Below are 25315 nucleotides of genomic sequence, written 5' to 3' on the forward strand. Positions count from 1 at the left end.
GCAGACAAACGGTCCCAGCCCCGGCGCTGTTACCGTCTTGTGTATCTGCGCAATACTGGTACTAAATTATATAAGGTTTCCAGTGTATAGTCAATCTCTTCTTCTGTTGTAAATTCTGACATGCTGAAACGCAGGGTGGCATCCAGATACTCCTTCTGGGCTCCGATCCCCTTCAGCACGCCGCTGATGGCTGGATGATTGGAGGCGCAGGCTGAGCCGGAGGACACGTAGATCCCCTTCTCCTCCAACGCGTGCAGCAGAACCTCACTTCTCACCCCGGCGAATCCAACACTGATAATATGCGGCGCGCTGGTCTCATCGTAGAGGCCGTGGATGGTAATATCATCCAGCTTCTGCACGCCTTCGATGAACCGGGCTTTCAGCGCCCGCATACGGGCCACTTTCTCTTCCAGACCGTCGTAGATCGTTTTCGCCGCCAGGCCAAGGCCTGCAATGCCGGGCACGTTCTCCGTTCCGGAGCGGATATTCTTCTGCTGCTCTCCCCCGAAGACGATGGGCCTTATCTTCACCTGCTCTCCGATATAGAGAGCACCCGTTCCCTTGGGACCGTGGATCTTGTGCCCGCTTAAGGAGAGCATGTCAATCTTCTCCTTTTTGGGATAAATCCTGTATTTTCCAAATCCCTGGACTGCATCCACATGGAACAGGATATCTTTATTATATGCCTTTACTATATCAGCTGCCTGCTGGACAGGCTGCACGGATCCCACCTCATTGTTCACGTACATGATGGACACAAGGATGGTCTCCGGACAGAGGGCCTCCTTCAGAGCCTCCAGCTTCACTCTCCCGTACCGGTCCACCGGCAGGAAGGTGACGCGGAAGTCCTCTTCCTCCTCCAGATAGCGCATGGTGTTCAGGATCGCCGGATGCTCGATGGAGGAGGTGATCAGGTGGTTTCCCCGTCGCCTGTTGGCCCTGGCCGCACCAATGAGGGCCAGGTTATCGCTCTCCGTGCCTCCGGATGTGAAGACAATCTCCTTGTCCTTCACTTTCAAGAGTTTTGCCAGTATCTCTTTTGTCTCTTTTATATAATGTTCCGCCTGCACTCCCTTGGCGTGCATGGAGGAGGGGTTGCCGTAGTCCTGGCACATGACTTTGCGCACAAGATCCCCCACACAGTCATACGCCCGGGTGGTGGCAGAATTATCAAGATAAACTTCCATCAAAGATCACTCCTGTACTTTTTACTATTAATTTATGCACCGCAAAGCCGCAGGTGCCATCTGTTCTCCAGCCGGCTATGGCTCCAGGTGATAGCCCAGGATAGACAGCACCATAAGGGGCGCTGTCTCCGTGCGCAGGATCCGCCTTCCCAGGGTGATCACCCTGGCTCCGGCCTCCAGCGCCTTCTCTTCCTCTTCCCGCTCAAAGCCGCCCTCAGGCCCGATAAAAATGCCCACAGACTGGCCCGGCTGTATCTCCTCTATGACCTTTCTCGTATAGTCCATGCCCTCTGCCAGTTCGTAGGGAAAGAGGATCACATCCAGGCTGCCTGCCGCCTTAAGAGCCGCGTCGAAGCTGCACACGCTCTTCACCTCCGGGATGATCCCCCGCCCTGCCTGCTTGGCCGCGCTCTTGGCGATCTCGTTCCACCGCTTTACTTTTTTCTCCGCCTTGGGGCCGTCAAGCTTTACCACAGAGCGCTTTGCCGCCACGGGAACCACCGCGTAGGCGCCAAGCTCCACCGCCTTCTGTACCACCAGCTCCATCTTGTCGCTTTTGGGAAGCCCCTGGAACAGCCAGATCTGTGAAGGGAGTTCTGTGTCCAGCTCTCTCTCCTCCAGGATCTCAAGCTGCGCCCGGCCCTCCACATAGTCACAGACCTGGCACACATACTTACGGTTGTCTCCGTCGCTGATTTCCAGCTTCTCCCCTGCCCGCATGCGGAGCACATTTTTCATGTGGTTCACATCAGAACCTTCTATATAAATGTATGGCTTTTCCACCTGATCCGGTGTCACAAAAAAATGCTGCATCTATTTTTTCCTCGCTGTGACAGAGACCCACTCGCCCTGGTGGTGCACTTCCAAAAGTTCCATGCCTGCCGCCTTCACAGCCTCCACCACAGTCTCCTCTTTGTCATCGATGATCCCGCTTGTGATATAAATGCCGCCGCTCTTCAGCTGATCCTGGATCACCGGCGTCAGCGGGACAAGCACCTCCGCCAAAATGTTAGCTGCCACAATATCATACTGACCGTACCCCACCTTGTCCTGCACGTCTTTATCGTCAATAATGTTTCCGATCATGACTTCATACTGGTCCCTGGCAATATCGTTGACAGCCATGTTCTCGTGGGTGGCATCAATGGCGCAGGGATCCAGATCTGTCCCCACAGAATAACCGGCGCCGAACTTCAGGGCCAGCATTCCCAGGATGCCGCTGCCGCAGCCCACATCCAGGATCTTCATGCCCGGCTCCACATATTTTTTCAGCTGACGGATACACAGCTGTGTCGTCTCATGCATACCAGTCCCAAAAGCTGTGCCCGGATCGATGTGGATGATCAGCTTGTCCTCATCCTCCGGCTTTACGTCCTCCCAGGAAGGGATGATCAGCACATCGTCCACCGTAAACTGATGGAAATACTGTTTCCAGTTGTTCACCCAGTCCACGTCCTCTGTCTGGGACTCCTCGATGGATGCCTCCCCGATATCCACAAAGGCCGCGATCTCCTCAAGCTCCTGGCGCACCCTGGAGAGCATCTCTTCCTTGTCATCTTCCTCCTCCAGATAGAACGTGATGTAAGCCACACCGTCGTCCGCCTCTGTCTGGGGAAGGATGTCCACAAACATCTGCTCCTTGTCCGACTGGGTAAGAGGGATCTTATCCTCGATCTCCACTCCCTGGATGCCCAGCTCCATGAGAGAGCTGCTGACGATCTCCTCAGCCGCAGTCGTTGTCTTCAAGCGAAATTTATTCCATTTCATACCGTCTCACCACTGTTCCCGCCTCTTTTTTGCGGGACATTCCTTTCCACATCAGTTTATCATATGAGTCCCAAATGCTCAACGAGGATTTTCACACCCAGACAGATGAGGATCACACCTCCTGCGATCTGGGCTCCCTTCTGCCAGCGGGAGCCAAATACATTGCCAATCTTCACGCCCGCCACGGAAATGATGAAAGTCGTAACTCCGATGAAAGACACCGCAGGCACGATCTCCACCTGCAGGAAAGCAAATGTGATCCCCACCGCCAACGCATCGATGCTGGTGGCTACCGCCAGAGTCAGCATGGTCTTCACATCCAGGGAATCATCCGCCTCCTGACAGTCCTCCTCACCAAAAGCTTCCCTGATCATGCTGACACCGATCAGTCCCAGCAGGATAAAGGCGATCCAGTGGTCTATAGAGGTGATGACCTCCTTGAACTGGCTCCCCAGCAGATACCCTACAGCCGGCATTCCCGCCTGAAATACGCCAAAATAAAGTCCAACGACCCCCGCCTTGGTCCAGGTACATTTTTTCATGGCGAGGCCCTTACAGACTGACACGGCAAAAGCATCCATAGACAGCCCCACCGCCATCAGAAAAAGTTCGATCAGTCCCATTATTCTTTCTCCTTTTATCTTCTTTTGTTCCGCCGCGGAACACAAAACCCGTCCCCGCAGCGCGTGGTGCAGCAGGAGCAGCACACCGCGCAAAAAAAGACCCACCCGCGGCAGAGATTCCCTCTGCGCGGATAAGTCTCATTATTTCAAGTAATGCCAGATGCCCGGGGCATCAGTATGTTGACAGTACTGCGCTCACACGCCAACTACTCCCTTATCACTTCTGTTCATTATAAAAAGGAAGGCGGGGCTTGTCAACAATTTTTATCAACTTCCCCTCTTTTTCAGTTTACATTTTGCCATTCAGATCATAATAAAAAATATACTGCTGAAGCACCCCCTGAAATCCCTTGTACCTGTCAAACGGGAACCCTTCCGGATACCGGGCAGCCAGGACTTTCTTTATGTGCGTATCCACAGGGAACGCTTCCAGATGATGAAGGGCAAACAGGCAGATGCAGTCCGCCACCTTGCCTCCCACACCGCACAGTTTCATAAGCTCTTTCCTGGCCTTCGGGTAGTCCATATGTTTCACAGCCTCAAGATCCACTTCTTTTTCCAGAACACTGCGCACCACGGAAACAAAGTAACGGCTCCTATAGCCAAGACCACAGGCGCGGAATTCTTCTTCCGAGACACCGGCAAACTCTTCCGGGGCCGGAAAGGCGTAATAGATCCTCCCCTCTGCGGATCTGCATTCCCGCCCATATTTCTCTGACAAAGTGCGGATGATTCCCCGGATCCGCCGGATATTATTCTGCTGCGAGATCACAAATGTCAGGATCATTTCCCAGAGATCCTGCTGCAGGATGCGGATCCCGCTTCCATATTCTGCAGCAGCGGCAAGGTATGTGTCCGCTGGATCTATCTTCCGCAGGTAGTCCTCATAGCAGCCATCCAGATCAAAATATCTCCTCCAGAATGTCTGATATTCTTCCTCCCCGCAGTAGAACAGACAGGTGTCCGGCTCCTCCGTCTGCCGGATCCTGAGGTACCTGTCCCCTGCGATCACCTCATAGACGTTTTCCTCTGTCTGCTCCATGCGAAAGCACTGGCCGGACGCCAGAATCTGCCCCGGGGAAAAATGCTCTTTTGTAACTGTTATCATGGTCTTCCTCTCTTATCGCTCTTTTGTCTTTTTATGATTTTACAGGTAAAGAGTTGCTTTTGCAATCCAAAATCAATGTGCGCAGGTGCGCCGTTCGATGGTCTCCGCTCCGCTACGGTCAGCGCCGTTACCCGTCGGATGCCCGCTCGTGCAAGCACGGCGGTCGCCCTCCGGGCGTATCGCACAAAAAAGCGCCTGGAAACTCAGACGCCTTATCTGTATATCTATCTGTATCTATGTCAAAATGGCTTATGCCGCATTTCTTCCGTGGGCACTTGTGCCGTGGCCGCCGCTTCCCTGTCTTCCAGAGCCGCCTGCTGCCCGCTCATATTCTCTCAGCTTCTGCCTGGCCTCCTGGCTTAAGTTCCTGGGAACCTGGATCTGGACCGTCACATAGTGGTCGCCGTGTACAGCCGGGTCCTTCATAGAGACAATCCCCTTGCCCCGCAGCCGGATTTTTGTGCCAGACTGGGTGCCCTCGTGGATCTTGCACATGACATTTCCGTAGATCGTATTTACAAGGGCCTCGCCGCCGAATACAGCCGTCGTAAAGGGAATCTGCACAGTGGTGTACACATCCATTCCCTTCCGCTCAAAGCCCGGCTTTGTCCCCACCTGTACCTTAAGGAGAAGGTCGCCCGGCTCACCACCGCCGGTTCCCGGCATACCCTTGCCCTTCAGGCGGATGCTCTTGCCGCTGTCAATGCCGGCCGGAATGTGGACCTGCAGAGTCTGGGCATTGCCCGACCCGGACGGGTCCTGGAAGGTAATGATCTTATCGCATCCAAAGGCTGCCTCGTCAAAGGACACCTCGGTCTGCGCCCGCAGGTCAGAGCCCTTCTGCCGGAAGGAGCCGCCTCCGAAGCCGCCACGTCCAAAGCCGCCGGTCCCTCCGTAGTAGGACTGGCGGAAGCCGCTCCCGTCTCCAGTGTGGAAGCTACCGGAAAATCCTCCTTTGTTTTTCCCGTGGAAAATATCTCCGAACAGGTCATCAAATATATCGTCCATATTGCCGTTTTCGAAATGGAATTCTCTGTAGCCGCCGTTGCCGGTATTATAGGCGCCTCCGGTGTAGCCGCCTGCCCCCGCTCCGGCTCCGGTCCCGTCAAAGGCCGCATGCCCAAACTGGTCATACAGCTTCTTCTTTTCCGGGTCGTTGAGCACCGTGTAGGCCTCTGTTACCTCTTTAAACTTCTGTTCTGCCTGTGGATTTCCCGCATTTGTATCCGGGTGATATTTCTTTGCAAGCTTCCGGTACGCTTTCTTTATCGCATTTTGATCCGCGTTTCTGTCAACGCCAAGCACTTCATAGTAGTCTCTCTTTGCTTCCATCTCTATCACCTCCCGATCATCCACATCCGTAAGCTGTCAAGATCTATATAAATTTCTATATTTATTTTAATATATTTGTTATATGTTATATCTGAAATCTATATGAACGGCCCTCAAGCCGGAATATTTTCTATACTCCAAATACCATATAAAACCTCCCCGGGACAGGCTGCCCGGGGAGAAATCTCATTATCCTTCGATGGTCACGTAGCGGTTCTCCTCTACCTGCTTCTGGTCCTTCTTCGGGATATCCAGAGTGAGGATACCATTTTCAAACTTCGCGTGGATATCTTCCTGCGTCAGGTTCTTGCCCACATAGAAGCTTCTGCTCACATTTCCTGTGAAGCGCTCCTGCCTGATGTACTTGCCATCCTTCTTCTCGTCATTGTTCACATTCTTAGCCGCGCTGATGGTCAGGTAGCCTTCCTTCAGCTCTGCCTTGATCTCGTCCTTCTTAAATCCCGGCAGGTCAATCTCTACTTCGTAAGCGTCGTCCTTCTCTTTCACGTCTGTCCGCATCACCTGATCTGCTGAGTGTCTTCCGTAATACTTTCTGTCAACATCCGGGAAGGAAAAATCAAACCAGTCATTAAATAAATTTTCTCCAAAAATACTAGGCATCATCATAAGTCATCTCTCCTTTGATCATTCATTTATATTGGCACTCCGTGTAATCGGAGTGTTGGTTTTGAACTGCTGGAAGAGGATTTTTTATTCCCTTTCCTTTGTTCTAAATGTAATATAACACTTGTTATCAGCACTGTCAAGCCTTGAGTGCTAATTTTTTAAATATTTTTTTTGGAAAACCTCAAAAAAGCTTGATTTTACGGGCTTTTTCAGGCTTTCCAAATTTTTGATTTTTTCAAAAAATGGCTTACTACACCATTTTTACACCATTTCTACACCAATTTCAGAATCGGGGACCTCCAAAATCCCCTGTAAATTCAAGGAAATCTGAGTTAATTTACTACACCATCAAAAGCAGGAAAATCCGATTTTTTTCATAATTTTCACTCCAAGGCGAGCAAAAATCTCTGATTTAGAGACTGAAAATCCAGTCACATGATCTGAACCAGATCCATCTTCGCAATCTCTTTTTCAATCCTGGACCGGTCTGTGATATGGTTATAAACTTCCATCGTGACACTGATGTTGGCGTGTCCCATCACATACTGAACGACCTTCATGTCCAGATCTGTCTCTGCCATCCGTGTATAGGCTGTATGTCGGAGAATGTGGGCGGAAATGTGCGGCAGCTCTTCCGGCTTTCTCCTCTCCCGCTTTGCCCGCTCATTTTCTTCCTCGTTATACGCCTTCACAATATCCCGGAGAATAAAGTTCACGGTAGTCGGCATCATCGGACGCCCGCTCCTGCTCATGAATACAAAATTCGAAAGCCCTTCGATCTTCACATCCCTTGGGATTCCCATCTGAAAATTCAGCCGTCTCTGGGTCTCAAAGGCTTTTGCCACCATTTTGCTCATGGGTATCTCCCGGATCCCGGCTTCTGTCTTCGGCATGGTCACATGAAAATCACACCCGTCTCCATAGTTCTTATAGATCAGCTGATGATTCACGTATACAGTCCGGGTCTTCAGATCCACGTCCTTCCAGGTGAGCCCGATCAGTTCTCCACAGCGAAGTCCGGTTCCGATCATCACCTGCAAAAGCGGCAGATAGATATGGAATACCTCGCTGTTCTTAACATAGTTCAACAGATTTTTCTGCTGATCAAAAGACAGGGCGGTGCGTTTCTTTTCCGGTTCTCCATAATCTCCCAGCGTTCTCTTGGCCGGATTCTTCCGGATGATATCGTCATCTACAGCCACCTCAAAGCTCGGTAAGATCATATTATGGAGAAACTTGATGGTACTGTGGGAATATTTCTGTTTGCTCAGCCGGGAATAAAACAGGCGTACATGAGATGGTCTTACCTGTACCACTTTCATCTGTCCGAGTTCATTCCTCACAAGACTATTCCACATCCTTCTGTAATTGGCCTGTGTACTCTCTGCCAGCTTTCTGGTATCCATGTGGATCTCAAACAGGTCATTGAGAGTCATGTTCTTGCATTGGGTATCGGTCATAATTCCTTCGCTCTGGTCTTTCTCAATCTCTTTTTCTTTTTTCCTGAGTTCAGCCAGATCCGGAGAATAAACGGCCAGGCGTCTGCCGGTCCGTTCATCTTTGTACCGGTACATATAGAGTCCATCCTTGCGCTGGGATTCCCCGGTCCTCAGATTTCTTCCTCTATTGTCTTTTCTTGCCACAAAACCATTCCTTTCTGGAACAGTTCAGCCATCATTCGTATGTAGTGCGGTTTTGCGAATGGCACATGCTGAACTGTTTCTTCTGTAATCTTCACACCTCCCTGTTGTGGGGAATGGTCTTGTCCTGTCTATGAAAAGTATAGCACAAAACCATCCCCACGCACATCCGTGTTCCTCTATTCCGCTATTGCTTCCAGATATTTCTCCACCTTCTGTACGGAGTACAATACCCGGCGGCCGATGGTGATCCGGGCTCCCGCATCTTCCGCAATCTTCCTTGCAGTCATCTGTCCGCAGGAAAGCATAGCGGCCAGACCTTCAATATCCACTGCCAGACGGCAGCTGCTCTCTCTTTCTTTTGTCTGTCTCATTTATCTCATCTCCTCCTTTATTCTTTTCTGCATCCGCCCCAGCTTTTCCTGAGCCGTACGTTTTCGAAAACTCTCCCCTTTAAACTGAACCGGCACGCACATCTCCAGCAACCGGTCATAAATCCTGGCATGCGCTGTATCCTGCGGATTCTTTAACTCCTGCAGTGTCAGATTGGTCGTCGCGATCAGGGGCTTCCCACTCCGATATCTGCCATCGATCACCGCATAGATCTGTTCCAGTCCGTACTCTGTCCCCCGCTCCATTCCAAAATCATCCAGAATCAGCAACGGAACTCTGCACAGATTTTTTATGTATGTATTCTTCTCTGAAAAATTAGCAGACAGATCATTCAGCACTTCCGCAAAATTGTTCATACGTACTTCTACCTCCTGTTCCAACAGTGCATTGGCAATACAGCCCGCCAGAAAACTTTTCCCGGTTCCCACTGCTCCCCAGAAGAGATAGCCTGTATTCTCCGCCTTCATGGTTTCCCAGTCTTTCACATACAGCTTTGCAAGCACGGTATTTTCGGAAAGCCCTTTATCATTCTCAAATGTCCATTCCTGCATGGATTTATTCGAAAAACAATGTTCCTTCAATTCTCTGACTACAGCTTCATGACGCTGTTGTTCCCGGTACTGTTCCTCCTCTTTTCTCTTTTGTCTCCGGCACTCACATTCACGCGGATGTTTTTTTATTCCCAAAACTCCGATTTTCTCCTGATCGAAATAAGCCTCCTTCGGTTCATGGCATTGTCCACAATACAGGAGCCCATCTTCTCCGATATAATCCTCCCCGGTTCTTTCTCCCGGCTGCCTCATGTTCTTTACTGTTTCTTCTACCACCTTGTTCATAGACTTTCCTCCTCACTGCAGGTATAATCCGGAATGTTTTTTACCGGGGCTGACCGTTCTGCCCATCTTCTCAAGGTAACGGCATGATCAGCATATTGCTTTCCACTGGAACGCATATAACTGGACAATTCCTCGATCAGCCTGTCTAATTCCCGGATCTCCTGTTTCAATTCTCCATATTCTGTTTCGGAGAGAAACACATTGTGATATTTGCCATAGGCAGAGCGCGCTTCTCTCTCTTTATTTGTTTGGCTATATATCAAGTAACTATTATTTAAGTAATTAGGGGATACTTTTCTATCCATCACAGGGACAGGTTTCTTTCCCTCATAAGTATCATTTTCTTTCCCTTTGAGGGACACTTTTCTTTCCTTCACAGGGAAACTTTTCTTTCCCTCTGCCGGGATTTTGATATACAGCAGATTCGGTTTTGAAAATCCCTGTTTTTTTCTCACCAGAAGTCCGGCTTCTTCCAGTTCATTCAATGCCTTTTTTACAGTCATGTGACTCTTTCTAAGATCGTCAGCCAGATAAGCAATGGGATAAACCACAAAAATGTGGCCTTCCTCATCCTTCCACCCTGTCTTCCTGGAAAGACTCGCCCGATCCAGCAACAGAGCATACAGGACCTTGGCTGTCTGAGTCAGATCCATCCCCAGCAGAAACCGTGGGTAAGGAAGATACACCGGAATCTGGGTCTGATTCGTCATGTATATCATTTGATCTTTATTCTTCACATCCATCCTTTTGTTTCTGTCTGATTTTCCGCCGGCGGCTTCGCTTGGATTCATAACAGGGGCAACAGACAATCACAGTCCGGAAACTCTGCTTGCAGTCCCCGACACATTTCCTGCAGGTGTCATTGTGGGCGATGCGCCCTCTTTCATTGAGAAAAAAGGCCAATTCCTGTTTCCTTTTCTTGCTCATTCTCGGCACAGACATTCCTCCTTCCTGCCATCCTGCCAGTACCTGGTACAGGACAGCGAAATATGGTCGCGTTTCGGTATCATTTTTTGCATTTTTTGCCCTTTACGGCAGGCTTTTTTGACTTCAAATATATTTACCTGGGGTTTATCCTGTCTGACGGCAGAAAACGCTGTTTGGTCGTGTTTCGGTATCATTTTGGAACAATTCATCTGGACTACTTTAACCGCCCCGATAATCCCGTTCAAAATCCCCTGCCATCTTCAACACCTCTTCCCTGAGTGCGAACAATTCCGCGATGCAGTGACGGATTTCATCCTCCATAGCCAGAGAGCGTTCTCCGCCCGTATTGAAGTACCCTGCGATCTGATTCAGGTTCACACCGATCTTTCCATATGCCTCCACCAGACTTCGCAGTTCTTCCATATCGGCGACCACTTCTACTCGATGCACGATCTCCTTTTCCACCAAAAGTTTCCGCAGGCATTCGGATCTGGACACCCCCAGGATCTCCGCCTTCTTGTCCAGAAGTTCCAGCTCAATATCGGAAAGCCGGACTCCGACAAAACGCGGATGGTTCAGTTCCTGTTCCATTCTCCTTTTTCTCATGACTTCATCTCCTTTCTTTCAGTTACTTCAGTAACACCACAAAGGGGAGAACCGGCAGTCCTGCCGGAATCTACCTTTTGTGCTGCGTCCCACTTTCCAGTGGACGCCAATATCTGCCAAATCGGCAGATCATCGAGGGTATGGGGAATCGAAATCCCAAGCAAGAGCCCTACACAGGAAAACACGATAGTGTATTACGGGGTGGATCTTGCCCTATAATATCTACCCCCTCACTTAACGTAACCGGGAGCGGCTATTATACAGGGGCAAAAAGAAATAAATTTTATTTTTATCAACCAGATCCGCTCTTATCCTTTTTATTCTTTAAAGATCCCCTCACTTAACCCAATCGTCAGAGGAAGAAATACAAGGAGATTCGAAAATCTTTTTAATTTTCTGCTTCAAAAAATATTTCCTCTCACTTATAGAAAGGAAATTCAAGGATTATACAGTGTTTGGAGACAAAGTTTTTAATAAAGTGCATAAAAAAACATCCCGTCTTTTTTGACCGGATGCCTGATTTTAATTCATAGATTTCTGTTATAAAAAATAGCCACCAGATTTTCCGGCAGCTATTCACATGTTAAATCATCACCATATTCTTTTTTTATCCTTGCACATAATCGATTCCAACTCTCTTCTTCCTCTTCTGGAGTTCTCTCTGGCAACACTACATCCTTTATATCATCCTCGATAGCTTTTACGTACTTATCTGATAATTCCGGATACTCATCCAGCAACCTTTCAAAGAGTTTATAAAGTCCATGCTCCGTACATTTAGCCAGGCATGAAGAAAAAAGTTCCATTGTCATTGGCTTTTGTTTATCGATTGCCGCCAGTTCATCATCGGAAAACTCGAATGTTAAGATAAGGAATTCTTCAAAATTATGTTTTTCTTTGTTGGATAGTTCATCATATTTTTTCATCCCAGTTCTCCCTCCATATGCCTCTATTATAGATACATTTTTCAGTATAGTAAACCGTTATTTTTCCCATGATAATGATTATATTACAAACTGGGAAGTGAGCAGAAATGATAAGCTATTCTCCATTATGGGAGACCATGAAGAAACGGGATATCTCCACCTATACACTGATTCATAAGTATGGTATCAATCCCCGGACGATCAATAATTTAAAACATAATAAGTCTATTACTATGTTTACACTGGAAAGGCTATGTGAGATTTTGAATTGTGAACCGAATGATATTATCAAGTTTGAGAAAGAATAAAAGCTACTGGAATTAATTATTGTCCAGTAGCTTTTCATCATATCTAATATTTCAATCACAAAACGTTGTGAATTTTTAACACATCGTATTATTCAATTTTTAAATCTAATTTTTATTTAGCTTTTCTTGCAACAGGCTAAAACTCTCAAGAGCACTTTGCAAATTTTCAATGATATCACTTGCAAGCTCATCAGGAGACGGAAGATTATCAAGATCTGCTAATGACTTATCTTTGATCCAGAAAATATCCAAGCTTGTCTTGTCCCGCTCCATAATTTCATCTACTGAGAATTTGCGAAAACGACCATCCGGATTATCTGCCGAATAGGTTTCTGTTCGTTCGTATCGGTTTTCAGGATTATAGCAACGAATAAAATCTTCAAGATCAGCGTCGCTCATTGGGTGCTGTTTGAGCGTGAAATGTATATTGGTACGGAAATCATAAATCCAAACATCTTTTGTCTGGCGATGAGCGCTGGCAGAACGCTTGTCAAAAAACAAAACATTTGCTTTTACTCCCGGTTTATAAAAAATACCGGTTGGCAAGCGAAGAATGGTATGTAAATCGGTTGTTTCAAGCAGCTTTTTTCGAATTGTTTCACCTGCACCGCCCTCAAACAAGACATTATCTGGCACAACGACTGCTGCCTTTCCGGTAGCTTTGAGAATCGTGTTGATATGCTGTACGAAATTTAACTGCTTGTTTGAACTGGTTGTCCAGAAATCCTGCCGATTATAGACAAGGTCTTCGTCCTCTTGCTCGCCTCTCTCGTTGGTAAAAGTGATAGACGACTTTTTACCGAAAGGTGGGTTTGTCAGCACATAGTCTACACGGTATCCCGGGTCTGTCAGTAATGCATCTCCTAGCGTAACCGGAACATTTCCATAAATATCCCCGATATTGTGTAAATACAGGTTCATCAGTGCAGTTTTATAGGTGGCAGGGACAATTTCATTCCCATAAAAGGTCTCATTTTTCAAAAATTCTTTCTGCTCTCTATCTAGAGTAAAATTCTTCGGGTCTGCAAGAAAAGATTGCGATGCAAGGAAAAAACCGCCGCTACCGCAGCAAGGATCAGCAATGGTTTTCATCGGCTCGGGACGCAGACAGCGCACCATTGCACGAATGAGCGGACGAGGAGTAAAGTACTGTCCCGCACCGCTTTTGATATCTTCTGCGTTCTTTTGTAACAAACCTTCGTAAATCTCTCCTTTTACATCGGAGGACATTGCCACCCATTTTTCTTTGTCTATCATCTGCACCACACGGTACAAAATCGCCGCATTGTTGATTTTATTGACAGCCCCTTTAAAGATCTGCCCAAGAATACCGCTCTGATCTCCTAACTTTTCCAGTGTGGCTTTATATTGATTTTCAAGCTCCGCACCTTTTAACATATTCATATCCGCCCAACCATAACCAGTAGGAATACCGGTATCCCGCTTATAGGGCGGTTTTGCATATTCGTCGGACATTTTCAAAAAGATGAGGTAGGTAAGCTGTTCGAGATAATCGCCGTAAGATACGCCGTCATCCCGAAGGGGATTGCACAGCCCCCATACTTTTGAAATAATAGTTGTAGTTTGTTCAGCCACAATTATTTGCCCCCTTTTTCATCCGATATTTTTGTAAATCTATCAATACGAATTCCGGAGAAATTTTCTCCCCTCTTTTCAATGGTTATTCCAGACTGTTTAGGGGTTGTCTGAGGAGAAGATATCGGTTTTAATCCATTACCTTTTAAAATATCATTATTTGTTGAATTCTTTGAATTTTCAGCCATATTATATCCCTTTCTCTATGATAAGAACTAACGAATACAGAAGAAGCGCAATCACTACTTTGGTAACCGCAGAATCATATTTTTTCTGTTTTTCAGCTATTATTTCACGCAAATTTGCAACAACTATGGTGTATTTATCAATCAACCATACCGCTGCAGCATCAGGATTCCATCGGTAGATTTCTTCGTTGCGGATATCCATACTATCAAAAACAAGCAAAGCCTTGCTACGCATCAATAACAGCAATTGAATCACTGCCCATATAATGCAAACAGCACATGCCACAGAACAGAGCAAAAGTAGAAGCAAAGAGAACAACTCTGAATTTGACTGTGTTCTGCAAATATCAGCAACATAAGTATAATTTACGCTGCCAAGGATAACTAATAAAATGACGCCGCAGAATGCCAGTGTTACATTTACTTTCTCATAAATTTTATCGTAAGTATCAATCAACCGATGATAATCTTCAAAACACGCCTGTTGAACCAATTCCGCAGATGGGTATTGAACAGCCTGTTTTTCATCATCAATAACTTGTTCTTTCAACCCTTTATATCCCCCCTTCAAACGCCTGTTTTAAAATACTCTGCCGCATCGCTTCGGCTTGTTGCAAGGCGGTATCAACTGTTTTTTCTATACTGTCGCAAATTGACATTTTAGCTTGAATATTTTCTAATATTTTATTCTGCATCATTATGTCACATATTTTAATCTGTAGTTTTCTTGCTTTTTTAATACCAAAAGCCGGTTGACTTGTGGCCGTAGCACCTTTCATTAACTGTTGAGTTATATACGGAGAAGTAAATTGCCAAAATAAAAATTCTGGCAATATAAACTCTGAATTAGGTTGAATCAAAATCACATTTGCCGACAAAGTATAGTTTTGTGGTAATGGTAATTTGAAAGGCTTCCCAATTGTTCCAATTTTACCCATAACAAAGTCGCCTTTTTGAAGAGTGTATCTTTCAAAATGTTCTTTTGCTATCTGAGCAGAAACTTTTCGAGCAATATTAAAATTAATAATTTTTGCGTCATAATCTATATCTCCTATACCAATATAGGGGATTCCTCCTTCTACTTCTGGTGGGGTTCTATGGCTCGGATGAGGATCTAACATAGTTGCAATCTTTTCCATATCGACTGCATTATTTAATGGTTCAAACGCCTCTTTCAGCACTGCCTGACGGTAGACGGTAAGCTGCTGCTTGGTGGTTTTCAGTGTTTCAACCACCTTGTCCAGCTCGGGAAACAACTCCTCAATCCGTGCGACAATTCGTTCCTGCTCGGGCAAAGGGCGAACGATTAGTTCTTTTTTCTCAAGATGTTGATAATGTCTTGCGTATCCCTTATCCTCAATACGAAATGTAAGATATTGTGTTCCATAATAAAGATATTTAGGGAGTATTTCTTTCTTCGGTTGTAATACTTTTATACCATCTGCTCCTGGAGCAAAAGGAAATGTAATGAATTTTACACACTTCGTATGATCCCCAAATACGATAACAGGATAATCACATGCAAGCGCCTTAGTAAAATCATCTGTATATCCACCAATCAGCAAATGTCCTTGGTCTATAATTGGCAATAAGCCTTTATCTAAATATTCTTTTTGCTTAATCTTTTTATCTGACGGAACACTTACTTTTTTGACTAATTCTTTATATATCGCCATTTTACGCCACCAATTCTATATTCATTTCCTGTAAAATTTCCTCATACTGATCTCCAAACGCATCATAAAAGGCAAGCAGTCCGCCTTTTCTGTCAAAGGGCGTCAAATCTAAATCCTCTGGCAGAATACTTAAAGAGCTTGCAATGTGGTCTTTGATCAGCCGCAGCCATTCCATCTGCACCTCAGTAAAATGCACGGCGCCGGCGTTTTTCCGGAGCGTCCACTGCATAAAATTGTAATTTACCTTGTCTGCAAAGGGCGAAAGTTGATCTGTATAACCCATTTCAAAACGGATAATAGAAATCAGGTCGGCAAGCTGAGCCATAACGCCTTTTTTCACTTTATTCGGCTTCTTAATGGCATAGCAATCCCACAGGCGTTCCACAGTAACGCCCTTTGACCTTAGCTTTTCATACAGCGCTTTCAGCTGTTCCACCGCCATTGCACGATTTGCGTACGGTTCGCTGTAAATAATCCGCAGGGCAAGGATTTCATCCCGGTTCTCCTCAATAAAGGTGCGGAATGTCTGTATCACACGGTCAGCATTTTCTTCCTTCTGCGTGTCATATCCGGCAAACAAAACCGAATCGAGATTTACATTGTCGATGATCTGGTCATGACTTCGGCGGACATTTTCAATAAAATCACGTGTATCGGGATTCATAAACGGAGCGACTGCCTGTACAATCAAATCCTTTTGCGCCTGTTTGAGTGCTTCGTCTGATGGTTTTTCCATTTTCGTATCTGTCTTTGCTTTTTCTGCAATCACATCTTCGTCAAAGGCATTGAGCAGATTTTCAGCAACCTTTCCCGCACTTTCTCCGACTTTTTCTTCAAACTTCCTCCGCTCAGAAGTGTTCATCTGGTTGTTCAAACGAATTACACGGTTTGCAAGCGAAGTAAGTGTATCCTCGTCTTTAGCACCAAGCGCTACATTCATCATCAATTCTTTCATTGAAACAGATGGTTTGCGTTCCAGCGGACGAGTATCACATTTCTTTGATTTGGTAACCCCCACTGCATCTATAATCACAAAATGATCTTTGTTTTCCATTGCGGAAGGTGTGACCTTTTGCAAATCGTCTTTTCCAAGCGTTCGGGTACCACGTCCTTTCATCTGCTCAAAATAGTTCTTGCTACGCACATCACGCATAAAAATCAAGCATTCGATTGGTTTTACATCCGTACCGGTAGCAATCATATCTACGGTGACTGCAATACGGGGATTATAGTCGTTTCTGAAAGAGCTTAATACCGATTCTGGATTTTCTGCAGAATATGTAATTTTACGGCAGAAATCATTTCCTTCACCAAATTCGTCCCGTACAATCTGGACAATATCATCGGCGTGGCTGTCTGTCTTTGCAAAAATCAAAGTTTTTGGAACTTCTTTCCTCCTTGGGAACAACGTTGTAAACAAGTTTTCTTTAAAAGTGCGTATCACAGTTCGGATCTGACTGGGATTGACAATATCTCTATCTAACTGAGGTGGCACATAGTCTACGTCTTCATCCATCTGCATCCAGCGTTTTTTACGTGAAAGCCGATTGCGATACTCAATCAGCTGTTTCATCAGGCGTGCACCGTTTTTGGTGATTTCGGTTTCAATCAAGAAAATATCTTCCCCTACATTTACACCATCTACAATTGCTTGTTCGCGGGGGTATTCGCTGACAATGTTTTCATCAAAAAAAGCAAAAGTTCTCTTATCTGGTGTAGCAGTCAACCCAATAATAAATGCATCAAAATACGAAAGAACTTGACTCCACACATTGTAAATGGAACGATGACATTCATCTACAATAATGCAGTCGAAAAATTCAGGGGGATATTTTTCGTTATAAACCACTTCTTTTGGCGCTCTGTTATTAGCGGTTGCATATTCCGCAAAGGATGTTTCTTCAGCAGATTCATCCAATTCTTCACCTTTGAGAATGGAATACATTCTCTGAATCGTGCTAATACAAATTTGAACATCCGAAGGAATATAAGAAGATTTTAACCGTCTCACCCCATAAAGCTGTGAAAAAGAACGAGGATCATCATTCGGAGTATATGCAAGAAATTCACGCTCAGCTTGTTCTCCAAGGCTTTTCGTATCCACTAAAAATAAAATACGATTCATTTTACCATATTTCAATAAGCGATAGGCTGCTGTAATAGCCGTAAATGTTTTTCCAGCACCAGTTGCCATTTGAACAAGGGCTTTTTGACGGTTGTTGGAAAAAGAAATATCTAAATTCCGAATCGCATTAATTTGGCACTTTCGAAAGCCGGCTTCATCAAGTGGAGGAAAATTCTTCATATTATTTCTGATCGTGCCCTCATTTGCAAGCAAACGCTCTAGGGTTTCTGGCCTGTGAAACGAAAATACTGTACGGGAACGGAACTTAATATCATTATAATCAGTAAAACGAATTAGATTGTCCGTTGCTTCATAGGCAAAGCGAATTGAATATTCAATTTTAATCCATTTAAAAGTGCTATTTGCATAACGTGCGGACTGTTCCTCTACAGTAGTGATATTTTCACCCGCCTCACTCTTTTTTGCTTCAATAACGCCAACAGGTATTCCATTCACAAAAAGCGCATAATCGACCGGCCCTGTATCCGTCGGAAACTCACGTACGGCGACACCTAGCGAAGCTATCGGATTCAATTTCTTCACGTCCTGTACTATCCAACCAGATTGTTCTAATTTTTTATCAATCACTTTTCTCGCTTTTTGTTCAGGTTCCATTACTTATTCACCTCATCATTTCCATCAAAATTAAGCTCTAAAATATCATCTACATTGCTTTGCATATACGCTCTATGCTTTCCAAAGAAATATAGCTGCCTCTTTTCATTCGGGTAATGATATTTGCAAAAAAGCCTGTTTGTTCCACTAGCTGAGTATTGCTCATATTCTATTCGATCATCATATGAAAAAGTTTTTTATAACTAACAGCCATATTATTTCCTCCGTATACAGAATAATATATCACGAAAGAGTGATAAAACCAACTCAGAACAATAATATCAGCCCTGCATTCTTATTCTTGAATGCAAACACATAACTTTCTGATATTTTATATCTTCATCAACTTTATCATACAAAAAAATGGTCGGATCAATATTTTTCATAATACACTTTCCAATTTCAAAGGAAATCGGATTGGGAGCCGCAATAATTAACTGTATTATAACTTGTTCACCATGTATCTCTCGAATCTCATTCAGCAATTCTCGAAATTTAATTTGAAATTCTACTATTTGTTCTTTACTCTGAATAAACATAAACCCAGGATTATCTGCCTTTATTGAATATGTCAAATTATCCGGTATTAACGCATGGTCGATATTTCCGCTTATTTCCACTAATAAATTTACTTCAGCTCTCTGATTTTCCTTTTCTGGTTTTATTACTTGAAAATGACCAAACTCTCCATTTTTCCATTTCCAATCCTGAGTATCTCTAAAGAACTGATATGGTTCAGACTTAACTTTATTTCCCAGCATATATCCTAGATAACATGCATATGGTATTTTTGACATTATAAAAATACAATAACTTTCTTGCTTTTGATCAGATATTATATGCAAATCTATTAGCCTTTCTATTTGCTTTTTAGCTGATGTAATATCTTCGACATTTGTTAAATCAATAACAATATCTGACTCCAAAGGGTAATATGGCATAATTGCTTCGGAAACTGCTTTATCACTTATTATCGGAACCTGGTTTTGTATCTTACTAATCATCTTAATAATACGAACTCCATATTCCTGTCCCATTCCGGTAACTCTATATATTCGCTCTTCATGTTCTCTTTTGTATTGTTGCAATAATTCCACTGGATATAATTCTACATATTGCGGGTCGTCAATCAAATTATTATGTTCTGAACAAGTTAACATTAAATTTGAAATATCCGCAGCCAATCTTTCGGAATTCTCATTTCCACGTGGGCCTGTTTCTGTCCAACTAATAATATGTGCAATATTGGCTAAATTTCTCGGTTGCTTTGTCACTCCATCTTTATACAGATATTTATTACATCCTCGAAATTCGCAACGTCCACCAGCTTTTATCCACAGTTCACGTTTCACAGACTCTGGTATCCTCGGTCTGTTCTTTTTTTCTCCCATACTCTTTCTCCTCGTATACCTTATAAATTCCTTCACTATGAGCACATTCAAATATTTCTATTATGTTCTTACTTTTAAAATCCCCCACCCAAACTCTTATTTCCTTCACTCCTGCAATAACAAAAAACACGTATTCGCAACCTGTTTTATCTACTTCTAATGTTTCATACCAGTCTTTCCAATCAATAGACGAAGGTTCAGGAATAATCTGCGGATGGGTATGCCACACTCCCATATAAAAACTCTTTTTTCGCATATTGTTCAGCAAAAAAATTTTATGTCTCGGATCCCTCATAACGAAGAAAAAACGTCTTCGATTATCCAACATATATGGATGTGAAATGTATTCCAGAGTGATATTTTTTGTCCCGCAATGTTGGTATCCTACAACATAACCCCCCGCCTCTGTTTTTTCATCTGAATCTTGTAACCACTTGTTTATTTCTTCAAAAACTGTTGATAAGATATCTACGACTTTTCCATTTGGTAATTTCATTTTTCTACAGCTATTTGTTATTTTCATCTCCACAACACCCGCACTTTCTTTCTACAAACATGTCCTCCATATCCATCACACTTATTGGTGTAATATCTATCAATTTATTTAAAGATTCGGGCATTTCAAAAACTTTTCTAATCACATCCAATAACACAGCAGTCGTTCTTAAAAGCACTGCATTTCCATAGGCAACTCTCGTTCCTCCACATCCATTTCTGATTTTATACACCTCTACATCAGAATTCTTGTTTACCTTATTATTAATTAAACCGCCATTTCTATCTGTAAATAGACATTGGAAACAGCCTTTCTTACTATAGTCTATTACTAAAACATGACTGTTTTCTCCGCCTGCTTCTAACCATGTATAAACAACTTTTGCAGTACACTTTTTGTTTTTCAAAACTTTGTTCATTTCCAATTGAACATCACTTGAACCAACAGTAAAAAGAACTAAATCAACTTTTTTAATCTCTGAAATAAGCAAATTATTATCTATATTCTTATTAACTGCATTAATATGAATTTCCGGATGAATTGTCTCTAATTCGTATTTCAGCCCCACAGCTTTTGAATGTCCAACCCAAAAATCGCATACTGTATGTCTCAACAAATTTTCATCTACTAACGATTCTTTATCATAAATTGTAATTTCTTTCACTCCAGCTTTCACAATCTCTTTTGCAATATAACTGCCTAGTGATCCTGCTCCTACCAATAGCACTTTTTTATCTAATAAACTAGTTTCATTTCCAATCTGTTTACAGAGGTAATAATAGTCGACTCTTCGACTTACTACAGGTAACACTTCAATAATTTCCTGCCTTATTTTATTTAGTAATGTGTCGTTTTTTGCACTTTTGAATCGTATAATAGCAGTAAAATCAATATAATTTCCTGCGACCTCCATTTCAAATACTATTGCTACATTGTTAGTCTTTATTTTTTCTTTTCCAAGACTGATATAGCTATCATGTGAAATACGATTAAATTTTTTTCCACATACAATCATCTGTATATTTTCTGCAGTCCACTTTTTATCACGTGTCGGTGGCAATATTCTCCGTTTATCTGTTATAGGAATATAGAAAGCTGGAAGTTCTGGCAAATGTTTCCACTTTTTCTTTCCGTTAATTTCTTCATCTACATCATTTAAAGATATTCCATTTGCAACAAATCGAATCTTTCCATTATTATTCTTATATACATTTAATCTTTGAAATTTTCGTTCTTGCCCGAGATATACATTAAAAATCCCAGAACAATCAGCCACTTCATTCCAATAAAACAGAAACTCTTTTTGAAATTCTTCTTCCTTCTCTATATCAGATAAGGACAATAACTTTATGAGCTTTTCAATCAAACCTACTATCTTTTCTTCGAAACTTTGTAAAAAAATAACCGTACTATCATTTTCATCCAGGCACACATATCTATATTGATTCGCCAAGTTCTTATCTACCGGAATACTTGTTGGCAATATATGTGGATAATCATAACTCGTATCATTTTTTACCAAAATAAACGGGCTACTGGTATCCTGATCTATTTTTGAATACCAGCAGCCGTATTCTTTCCCTTTCATTTCAAAAAACACAATATCTTCACGCTCATCCGTAATCGTAATTTCTTCATACGAATCTAAAATTTTTGAAATTATCTCTGTTTTATCCAAAGCCATGCTCCCTTTTACTTTTTACTGATGAAGAGGTTGTTTGTTTTGGCGGAATTTTAAATTGGTCTCCTAGTACTTTTTTTACATATTTTCCTGCATCGTGCTCTGATTCAACATTGACAGCATCTGCTAAATTCTGTACTGCTGTTGAAAGACGATTGTAAAATGTTATACCATAGCTATCACTGGCGTCTTTCATTTTTTCAAAGATATCTGTAAATGGTTCTACTGGAAGATATCTAGTAATATCCGCTTTTGTCAGCTCTCCACCCACATATGTTAATTGAAACTTATTTTTCATATTTGTCATCGTTTTCTGTAATGCAGTCAAATCATCATCGCCTTCCGATGTAATCGAAGAAACAAAACAGTCGCATGCTAAGTATGTAAGTCCAATGCTTGGCGGAATCTCATGATCCAGCGTTGAATTTTCATATTTGTCATTTCTCCATTTTTTAATGTAACGAATAACTCGACGTAGTTGTTCGTTTTTATTAATTCTACAGCACAAATCATCATTCAAACCTTTAGGATCCGCAATTTCCCAAGAATATTGACTAGCAAATTCTTTTCCTCTAGCCAAATAAATTTTACTGTTATGCTTTGCGTACAGTGGCAAATCAATATGCATCCACTCCTCACCATTTTCATAGTATGAGACGTTTACACATGGCTCTTTTATTTTTACCGTTCTTGCTGCGACATGATTCACTGCATCCCGAAGATAACCTTTAATTTTCCGTGGATCAGAATATTTTTCGATATCTAACGGAATCATAACTGCAATATCTCTATCAATAACCTTAGCTTGAATTGTTGTACTATATTTATAGCTACCCTGGTCAAATATTTCAATGTCACTTTTTTTCAACTCAATGCCATGAGCTCGCATCTCATCAGGGAAATTATCTTCGATATCTTTTTGTAAGACATCCCTTTTTTCTTTTAAATCTTCACTTTCTTCATGAATACAAATTTCATCGTAAAAATCTTTAAATTGCTTCTTCAGTTTCATATTATCTAACCCTCCAATTTTGCATTAATCTCTTCAATCCATCTACTGTCTTCGCTTTCAAATAATTTTATGAACTCACCAAAATTACTACTTCCAATAACTGTATCCATTGTTTCTAATCTGTCCACCCGATGACGCATATCCACATAATTTTCTGCTGTAATGTATTCCATTATTGCCTCTATCTGATCGGCTCTTGCTTTATAATTTTCAACCTTGGTGTATTCTTTAATCAAAGGAGCATTAACTTGTTTTGCCGGCGATTTTAAATTAATGTCCGTCCAATGTTTTGTAATAATTTGCATGGTACAGGGATTTGCGAACATAATTACTTCCTCTGCCGCAATCTCTACTCCATGAAACTCGTTGATTTTTTGCTTGATATCCACGTATTGTTCATAAGGTTTTTTTTCTGTATCACAAAATATGAGCACTAATTCATATACATTGTTCTGATAACGATCCTGATATCTTGCTGGAATATTCCCATTTCCACCCGCATTATCCAAAAAGATCTCGTACTGATCATTCCACACATTCAAAGACTTTATTTTGTCCAAATATGCGTACTCCTCATTTCCTTCACAGATAATACAGATTTTTATCTTCTCAGAAAAAACTGGCATCTTACTCGCCATCTGCGATGCCTCCTCTCCCATTGCCTTTAATACTTAAGAGAGAATTGATCAAATCTGGTTCCGGAAGAGCACCTAATGCCCCTTTCTTATATTTCCCCATAATATCTGTTATATCACGGACTCCCTGCTGAGCAGTAAAATCTCCCAAAGAATATACATATACCCCTTTGTCATCCTTGTGTATAAACCAGATCTGCTCTTTTCGAAACATCTTTTTGCAATCCATAAGATTAATATCATGGACGGTAAATATCATCTGCGCATTTGAATTAAGTTCATTATTAAACATCGCTACTATAGCTCTTGTTAATTTGAAATGTATACTGCTATCAAGTTCATCTATGACGAGAATTCGCCCCTGCTCAATTCCCTCAATCACATACCCCGCCAATGCAGCTATTTTTTTTGTTCCAGTAGAATCAAACAGCATACTAGGAACAGGAACACCTTTATATGTGGAAACAAGTCTTATCTGATCCATAATTGTTTCAGGTAACTCTAAAACTTTTTCATCTGGCTTCTCCTTTTCGTCATCTGCTTTCAGCTTAATCTGATCCATATCTACATATTCAAAATTATCCATGTAAAGATCAGCATTCTTAATAAATTCAACTATCTTATGTTGAAGCTGATTTTTATTTTTCATCAAATTTATTGTATGTTCCATAGGAATATTGTTCATATTGATGATGTCTATTTTTTCTGCAAAATCAACAATAATTCTTTTCATTTCTGCCAGATGCTCGAATTTATTGGTATCGATCAAATAACACAGCAGATTATTTTTCGCCATTAAAGACATCATCTGAACTGCTTCTTCATCAGCACAGTCATATTGTCCCTGTAAAGAATCTTTTACCAGCCATAACACTTCTTTTTCATTTCCATATTGATCTTTTAATATCTCGGAAAAACTCTCATATATAAATTCTTTTTCTGCAACATCATATTTGAAATCATAGACAAACTTTCTCCCAAAAGCAAGAAATGTCACTCCCAACTCACAGATAGAACTGTCTGTAAAAATATTACTCATCAAACTTGGTTTTTGATTAAGAAGTATCCGTTTGATTGCCTTTATACATTTTATAAGACATGTTTTCCCTGCATTATTAGATCCATAAATCCCAGCTGTTTTTAAAACATTAAAATTATTTTCTTTATGCACATTTGAAGCAAATTTCTTATTTCTCATATCAGCTTTCATTGAAAAAGAAATTTGCTCCTCAAAAACAAAGCAATTTTTAACTCTAATCTCTATAATCAAAATCATTTCCTCCTTGCAAACTTTCTTTTCTCTATATATTATAGCAGATTTTATTTTTTATGCAACTTTTTTGCACAAAATATTATATTACTCCATTCACCTATTCACTCTTGAACAAAATGTAGCTATTAATATTATTTATATTTTTTAATAAAACCAGCATTTTCAATATTCCTGATAGTCTTTTCTTTTATTAACCCATTACCATCCCACTACACCATTTTTGAGTATTCCGGGCGGTTTTACACCTCAATTCCGGAGATTGGAAACCGGCGTTCCGATGTGAAGGAAACCGCACTTCCGTTTTAATGGAAACCTGTATTCCGGAGTCATGGAAACCGCATCTTTTT

General features: G+C 42.4%; 26 protein-coding genes. 1 reads left to right on the top strand and 25 read right to left on the bottom strand.

Features of this window, described 5'->3' with window-relative positions:
* Positions 1-29: 29 nt before the first annotated feature.
* From INF30_RS13445 to INF30_RS13510, 13 genes are all read right to left on the bottom strand, one after another.
* Positions 30-1187 (bottom strand): cysteine desulfurase family protein, encoded by a 1158-nt coding sequence (locus INF30_RS13445; RefSeq protein WP_226395586.1) that lies wholly within the window; start codon positions 1185-1187, stop codon positions 30-32.
* A 75-nt stretch (positions 1188-1262) separates the two neighbouring features.
* Positions 1263-2000 carry a 16S rRNA (uracil(1498)-N(3))-methyltransferase gene (locus INF30_RS13450; RefSeq protein WP_076778100.1) on the bottom strand — a complete coding sequence of 246 codons (738 nt, stop codon included), beginning with the start codon at positions 1998-2000 and terminating at the stop codon, positions 1263-1265.
* Positions 2001-2954, bottom strand: a complete 954-nt coding sequence (prmA, locus tag INF30_RS13455; RefSeq protein ID WP_226395587.1) for a 50S ribosomal protein L11 methyltransferase — start codon at positions 2952-2954, stop codon at positions 2001-2003.
* A gap of 59 nt (positions 2955-3013) precedes the next feature.
* A complete protein-coding gene (locus INF30_RS13460) occupies positions 3014-3577 on the bottom strand; it encodes a manganese efflux pump MntP (protein ID WP_076778104.1) in 564 nt (187 codons plus the stop codon).
* A 289-nt stretch (positions 3578-3866) separates the two neighbouring features.
* On the bottom strand, positions 3867-4685 hold the full coding sequence (locus tag INF30_RS13465) for a DNA-3-methyladenine glycosylase family protein (protein WP_226395588.1): 819 nt from the start codon (positions 4683-4685) through the stop codon (positions 3867-3869).
* 249 nt (positions 4686-4934) lie between these two features.
* Positions 4935-6017, bottom strand: a complete 1083-nt coding sequence (locus tag INF30_RS13470) for a DnaJ C-terminal domain-containing protein (RefSeq protein WP_226395589.1) — start codon at positions 6015-6017, stop codon at positions 4935-4937.
* 189 nt (positions 6018-6206) lie between these two features.
* A complete protein-coding gene (locus tag INF30_RS13475; protein WP_226395590.1) occupies positions 6207-6644 on the bottom strand; it encodes an Hsp20/alpha crystallin family protein in 438 nt (145 codons plus the stop codon).
* 431 nt (positions 6645-7075) lie between these two features.
* Entirely contained in the window at positions 7076-8287 is a 1212-nt protein-coding gene (locus INF30_RS13480) for a site-specific integrase (protein WP_226395591.1), read from the bottom strand.
* A gap of 176 nt (positions 8288-8463) precedes the next feature.
* Positions 8464-8658 carry a DUF6462 family protein gene (locus tag INF30_RS13485; protein ID WP_009248769.1) on the bottom strand — a complete coding sequence of 65 codons (195 nt, stop codon included), beginning with the start codon at positions 8656-8658 and terminating at the stop codon, positions 8464-8466.
* Positions 8659-9513: an ATP-binding protein gene (locus INF30_RS13490; protein WP_226395592.1), complete on the bottom strand. Its 855-nt coding sequence runs from the start codon at positions 9511-9513 to the stop codon at positions 8659-8661.
* Positions 9510-10256: a replication initiator protein A gene (locus INF30_RS13495; RefSeq protein WP_226395593.1), complete on the bottom strand. Its 747-nt coding sequence runs from the start codon at positions 10254-10256 to the stop codon at positions 9510-9512. Before INF30_RS13495 ends, INF30_RS13490 begins: the two co-directional genes overlap by 4 nt.
* A 403-nt stretch (positions 10257-10659) precedes the next feature.
* Positions 10660-11046, bottom strand: coding sequence for a plasmid mobilization protein (locus INF30_RS13505; protein ID WP_226395594.1), 387 nt, complete (start codon positions 11044-11046; stop codon positions 10660-10662).
* A gap of 572 nt (positions 11047-11618) precedes the next feature.
* Positions 11619-11972 carry a hypothetical protein gene (locus tag INF30_RS13510; RefSeq protein ID WP_226395595.1) on the bottom strand — a complete coding sequence of 118 codons (354 nt, stop codon included), beginning with the start codon at positions 11970-11972 and terminating at the stop codon, positions 11619-11621.
* A 137-nt stretch (positions 11973-12109) separates the two neighbouring features.
* Between INF30_RS13510 and INF30_RS13515 the strand changes: the two genes are divergently transcribed.
* Positions 12110-12280, top strand: coding sequence for a helix-turn-helix domain-containing protein (locus INF30_RS13515; protein ID WP_330601344.1), 171 nt, complete (start codon positions 12110-12112; stop codon positions 12278-12280).
* Between the two features lie 105 nt (positions 12281-12385).
* Here INF30_RS13515 and INF30_RS13520 read toward each other — a convergent pair whose 3' ends face one another.
* The 12 genes from INF30_RS13520 to INF30_RS13575 all read right to left on the bottom strand — a co-directional run bounded on the left by INF30_RS13520 (position 12386) and on the right by INF30_RS13575 (position 24965).
* Positions 12386-13876, bottom strand: a complete 1491-nt coding sequence (locus INF30_RS13520) for a class I SAM-dependent DNA methyltransferase (protein WP_226395596.1) — start codon at positions 13874-13876, stop codon at positions 12386-12388.
* Between the two features lie 2 nt (positions 13877-13878).
* Positions 13879-14064, bottom strand: coding sequence for a hypothetical protein (locus INF30_RS13525; protein WP_226395597.1), 186 nt, complete (start codon positions 14062-14064; stop codon positions 13879-13881).
* Position 14065: 1 nt separating this feature from the next.
* Positions 14066-14614 carry a hypothetical protein gene (locus INF30_RS13530; protein WP_226395598.1) on the bottom strand — a complete coding sequence of 183 codons (549 nt, stop codon included), beginning with the start codon at positions 14612-14614 and terminating at the stop codon, positions 14066-14068.
* A gap of 4 nt (positions 14615-14618) precedes the next feature.
* Positions 14619-15740, bottom strand: coding sequence for a restriction endonuclease subunit S (locus INF30_RS13535; protein ID WP_226395599.1), 1122 nt, complete (start codon positions 15738-15740; stop codon positions 14619-14621).
* Between the two features lies 1 nt (position 15741).
* Positions 15742-18480: a type I restriction endonuclease subunit R gene (locus INF30_RS13540; protein WP_226395600.1), complete on the bottom strand. Its 2739-nt coding sequence runs from the start codon at positions 18478-18480 to the stop codon at positions 15742-15744.
* A 49-nt stretch (positions 18481-18529) separates the two neighbouring features.
* A complete protein-coding gene (locus INF30_RS13545; RefSeq protein WP_330601345.1) occupies positions 18530-18646 on the bottom strand; it encodes a helix-turn-helix domain-containing protein in 117 nt (38 codons plus the stop codon).
* Positions 18647-18761: 115 nt separating this feature from the next.
* Complete coding sequence (locus INF30_RS13550; RefSeq protein WP_226395601.1) at positions 18762-19871, bottom strand: SAVED domain-containing protein; 1110 nt, start codon at positions 19869-19871, stop codon at positions 18762-18764.
* The gene (locus INF30_RS13555; protein ID WP_226395602.1) at positions 19822-20394 is read right to left on the bottom strand and encodes a Mov34/MPN/PAD-1 family protein; all 573 of its coding nucleotides are present in this window, start codon (positions 20392-20394) and stop codon (positions 19822-19824) included. Before INF30_RS13555 ends, INF30_RS13550 begins: the two co-directional genes overlap by 50 nt.
* The gene (locus tag INF30_RS13560) at positions 20378-22045 is read right to left on the bottom strand and encodes a ThiF family adenylyltransferase (RefSeq protein WP_226395603.1); all 1668 of its coding nucleotides are present in this window, start codon (positions 22043-22045) and stop codon (positions 20378-20380) included. Before INF30_RS13560 ends, INF30_RS13555 begins: the two co-directional genes overlap by 17 nt.
* A complete protein-coding gene (locus INF30_RS13565) occupies positions 22038-23060 on the bottom strand; it encodes a cyclic GMP-AMP synthase DncV-like nucleotidyltransferase (RefSeq protein WP_226395604.1) in 1023 nt (340 codons plus the stop codon). Before INF30_RS13565 ends, INF30_RS13560 begins: the two co-directional genes overlap by 8 nt.
* Positions 23061-23065: 5 nt before the next feature.
* Entirely contained in the window at positions 23066-23698 is a 633-nt protein-coding gene (locus INF30_RS13570) for a hypothetical protein (RefSeq protein ID WP_226395605.1), read from the bottom strand.
* The gene (locus INF30_RS13575; RefSeq protein ID WP_226395606.1) at positions 23688-24965 is read right to left on the bottom strand and encodes an AAA family ATPase; all 1278 of its coding nucleotides are present in this window, start codon (positions 24963-24965) and stop codon (positions 23688-23690) included. Before INF30_RS13575 ends, INF30_RS13570 begins: the two co-directional genes overlap by 11 nt.
* Positions 24966-25315 lie beyond the last annotated feature (350 nt).

This window comes from Claveliimonas monacensis (genome assembly GCF_014982975.1).
Classification (GTDB): Bacteria; Bacillota; Clostridia; order Lachnospirales; family Lachnospiraceae; genus Claveliimonas; species Claveliimonas monacensis.

Bases quoted from the DNA above. Each gene is read 5' to 3' on its own strand.
- INF30_RS13445 (WP_226395586.1), bottom strand. From the start codon at position 1,187: ATGGAAGTTTATCTTGATAATTCTGCCACCACCCGGGCGTATGACTGT.
- INF30_RS13450 (WP_076778100.1), bottom strand. From the start codon at position 2,000: ATGCAGCATTTTTTTGTGACACCGGATCAGGTGGAAAAGCCATACATT.
- prmA (WP_226395587.1), bottom strand. From the start codon at position 2,954: ATGAAATGGAATAAATTTCGCTTGAAGACAACGACTGCGGCTGAGGAG.
- INF30_RS13460 (WP_076778104.1), bottom strand. From the start codon at position 3,577: ATGGGACTGATCGAACTTTTTCTGATGGCGGTGGGGCTGTCTATGGAT.
- INF30_RS13465 (WP_226395588.1), bottom strand. From the start codon at position 4,685: ATGATAACAGTTACAAAAGAGCATTTTTCCCCGGGGCAGATTCTGGCG.
- INF30_RS13470 (WP_226395589.1), bottom strand. From the start codon at position 6,017: ATGGAAGCAAAGAGAGACTACTATGAAGTGCTTGGCGTTGACAGAAAC.
- INF30_RS13475 (WP_226395590.1), bottom strand. From the start codon at position 6,644: ATGATGATGCCTAGTATTTTTGGAGAAAATTTATTTAATGACTGGTTT.
- INF30_RS13485 (WP_009248769.1), bottom strand. From the start codon at position 8,658: ATGAGACAGACAAAAGAAAGAGAGAGCAGCTGCCGTCTGGCAGTGGAT.
- INF30_RS13490 (WP_226395592.1), bottom strand. From the start codon at position 9,513: ATGAACAAGGTGGTAGAAGAAACAGTAAAGAACATGAGGCAGCCGGGA.
- INF30_RS13495 (WP_226395593.1), bottom strand. From the start codon at position 10,256: ATGGATGTGAAGAATAAAGATCAAATGATATACATGACGAATCAGACC.
- INF30_RS13505 (WP_226395594.1), bottom strand. From the start codon at position 11,046: ATGAGAAAAAGGAGAATGGAACAGGAACTGAACCATCCGCGTTTTGTC.
- INF30_RS13510 (WP_226395595.1), bottom strand. From the start codon at position 11,972: ATGAAAAAATATGATGAACTATCCAACAAAGAAAAACATAATTTTGAA.
- INF30_RS13515 (WP_330601344.1), top strand. From the start codon at position 12,110: ATGAAGAAACGGGATATCTCCACCTATACACTGATTCATAAGTATGGT.
- INF30_RS13525 (WP_226395597.1), bottom strand. From the start codon at position 14,064: ATGGCTGAAAATTCAAAGAATTCAACAAATAATGATATTTTAAAAGGT.
- INF30_RS13535 (WP_226395599.1), bottom strand. From the start codon at position 15,740: ATGGCGATATATAAAGAATTAGTCAAAAAAGTAAGTGTTCCGTCAGAT.
- INF30_RS13540 (WP_226395600.1), bottom strand. From the start codon at position 18,480: ATGGAACCTGAACAAAAAGCGAGAAAAGTGATTGATAAAAAATTAGAA.
- INF30_RS13545 (WP_330601345.1), bottom strand. From the start codon at position 18,646: ATGAGCAATACTCAGCTAGTGGAACAAACAGGCTTTTTTGCAAATATC.
- INF30_RS13550 (WP_226395601.1), bottom strand. From the start codon at position 19,871: ATGGGAGAAAAAAAGAACAGACCGAGGATACCAGAGTCTGTGAAACGT.
- INF30_RS13555 (WP_226395602.1), bottom strand. From the start codon at position 20,394: ATGAAAATAACAAATAGCTGTAGAAAAATGAAATTACCAAATGGAAAA.
- INF30_RS13565 (WP_226395604.1), bottom strand. From the start codon at position 23,060: ATGAAACTGAAGAAGCAATTTAAAGATTTTTACGATGAAATTTGTATT.
- INF30_RS13570 (WP_226395605.1), bottom strand. From the start codon at position 23,698: ATGGCGAGTAAGATGCCAGTTTTTTCTGAGAAGATAAAAATCTGTATT.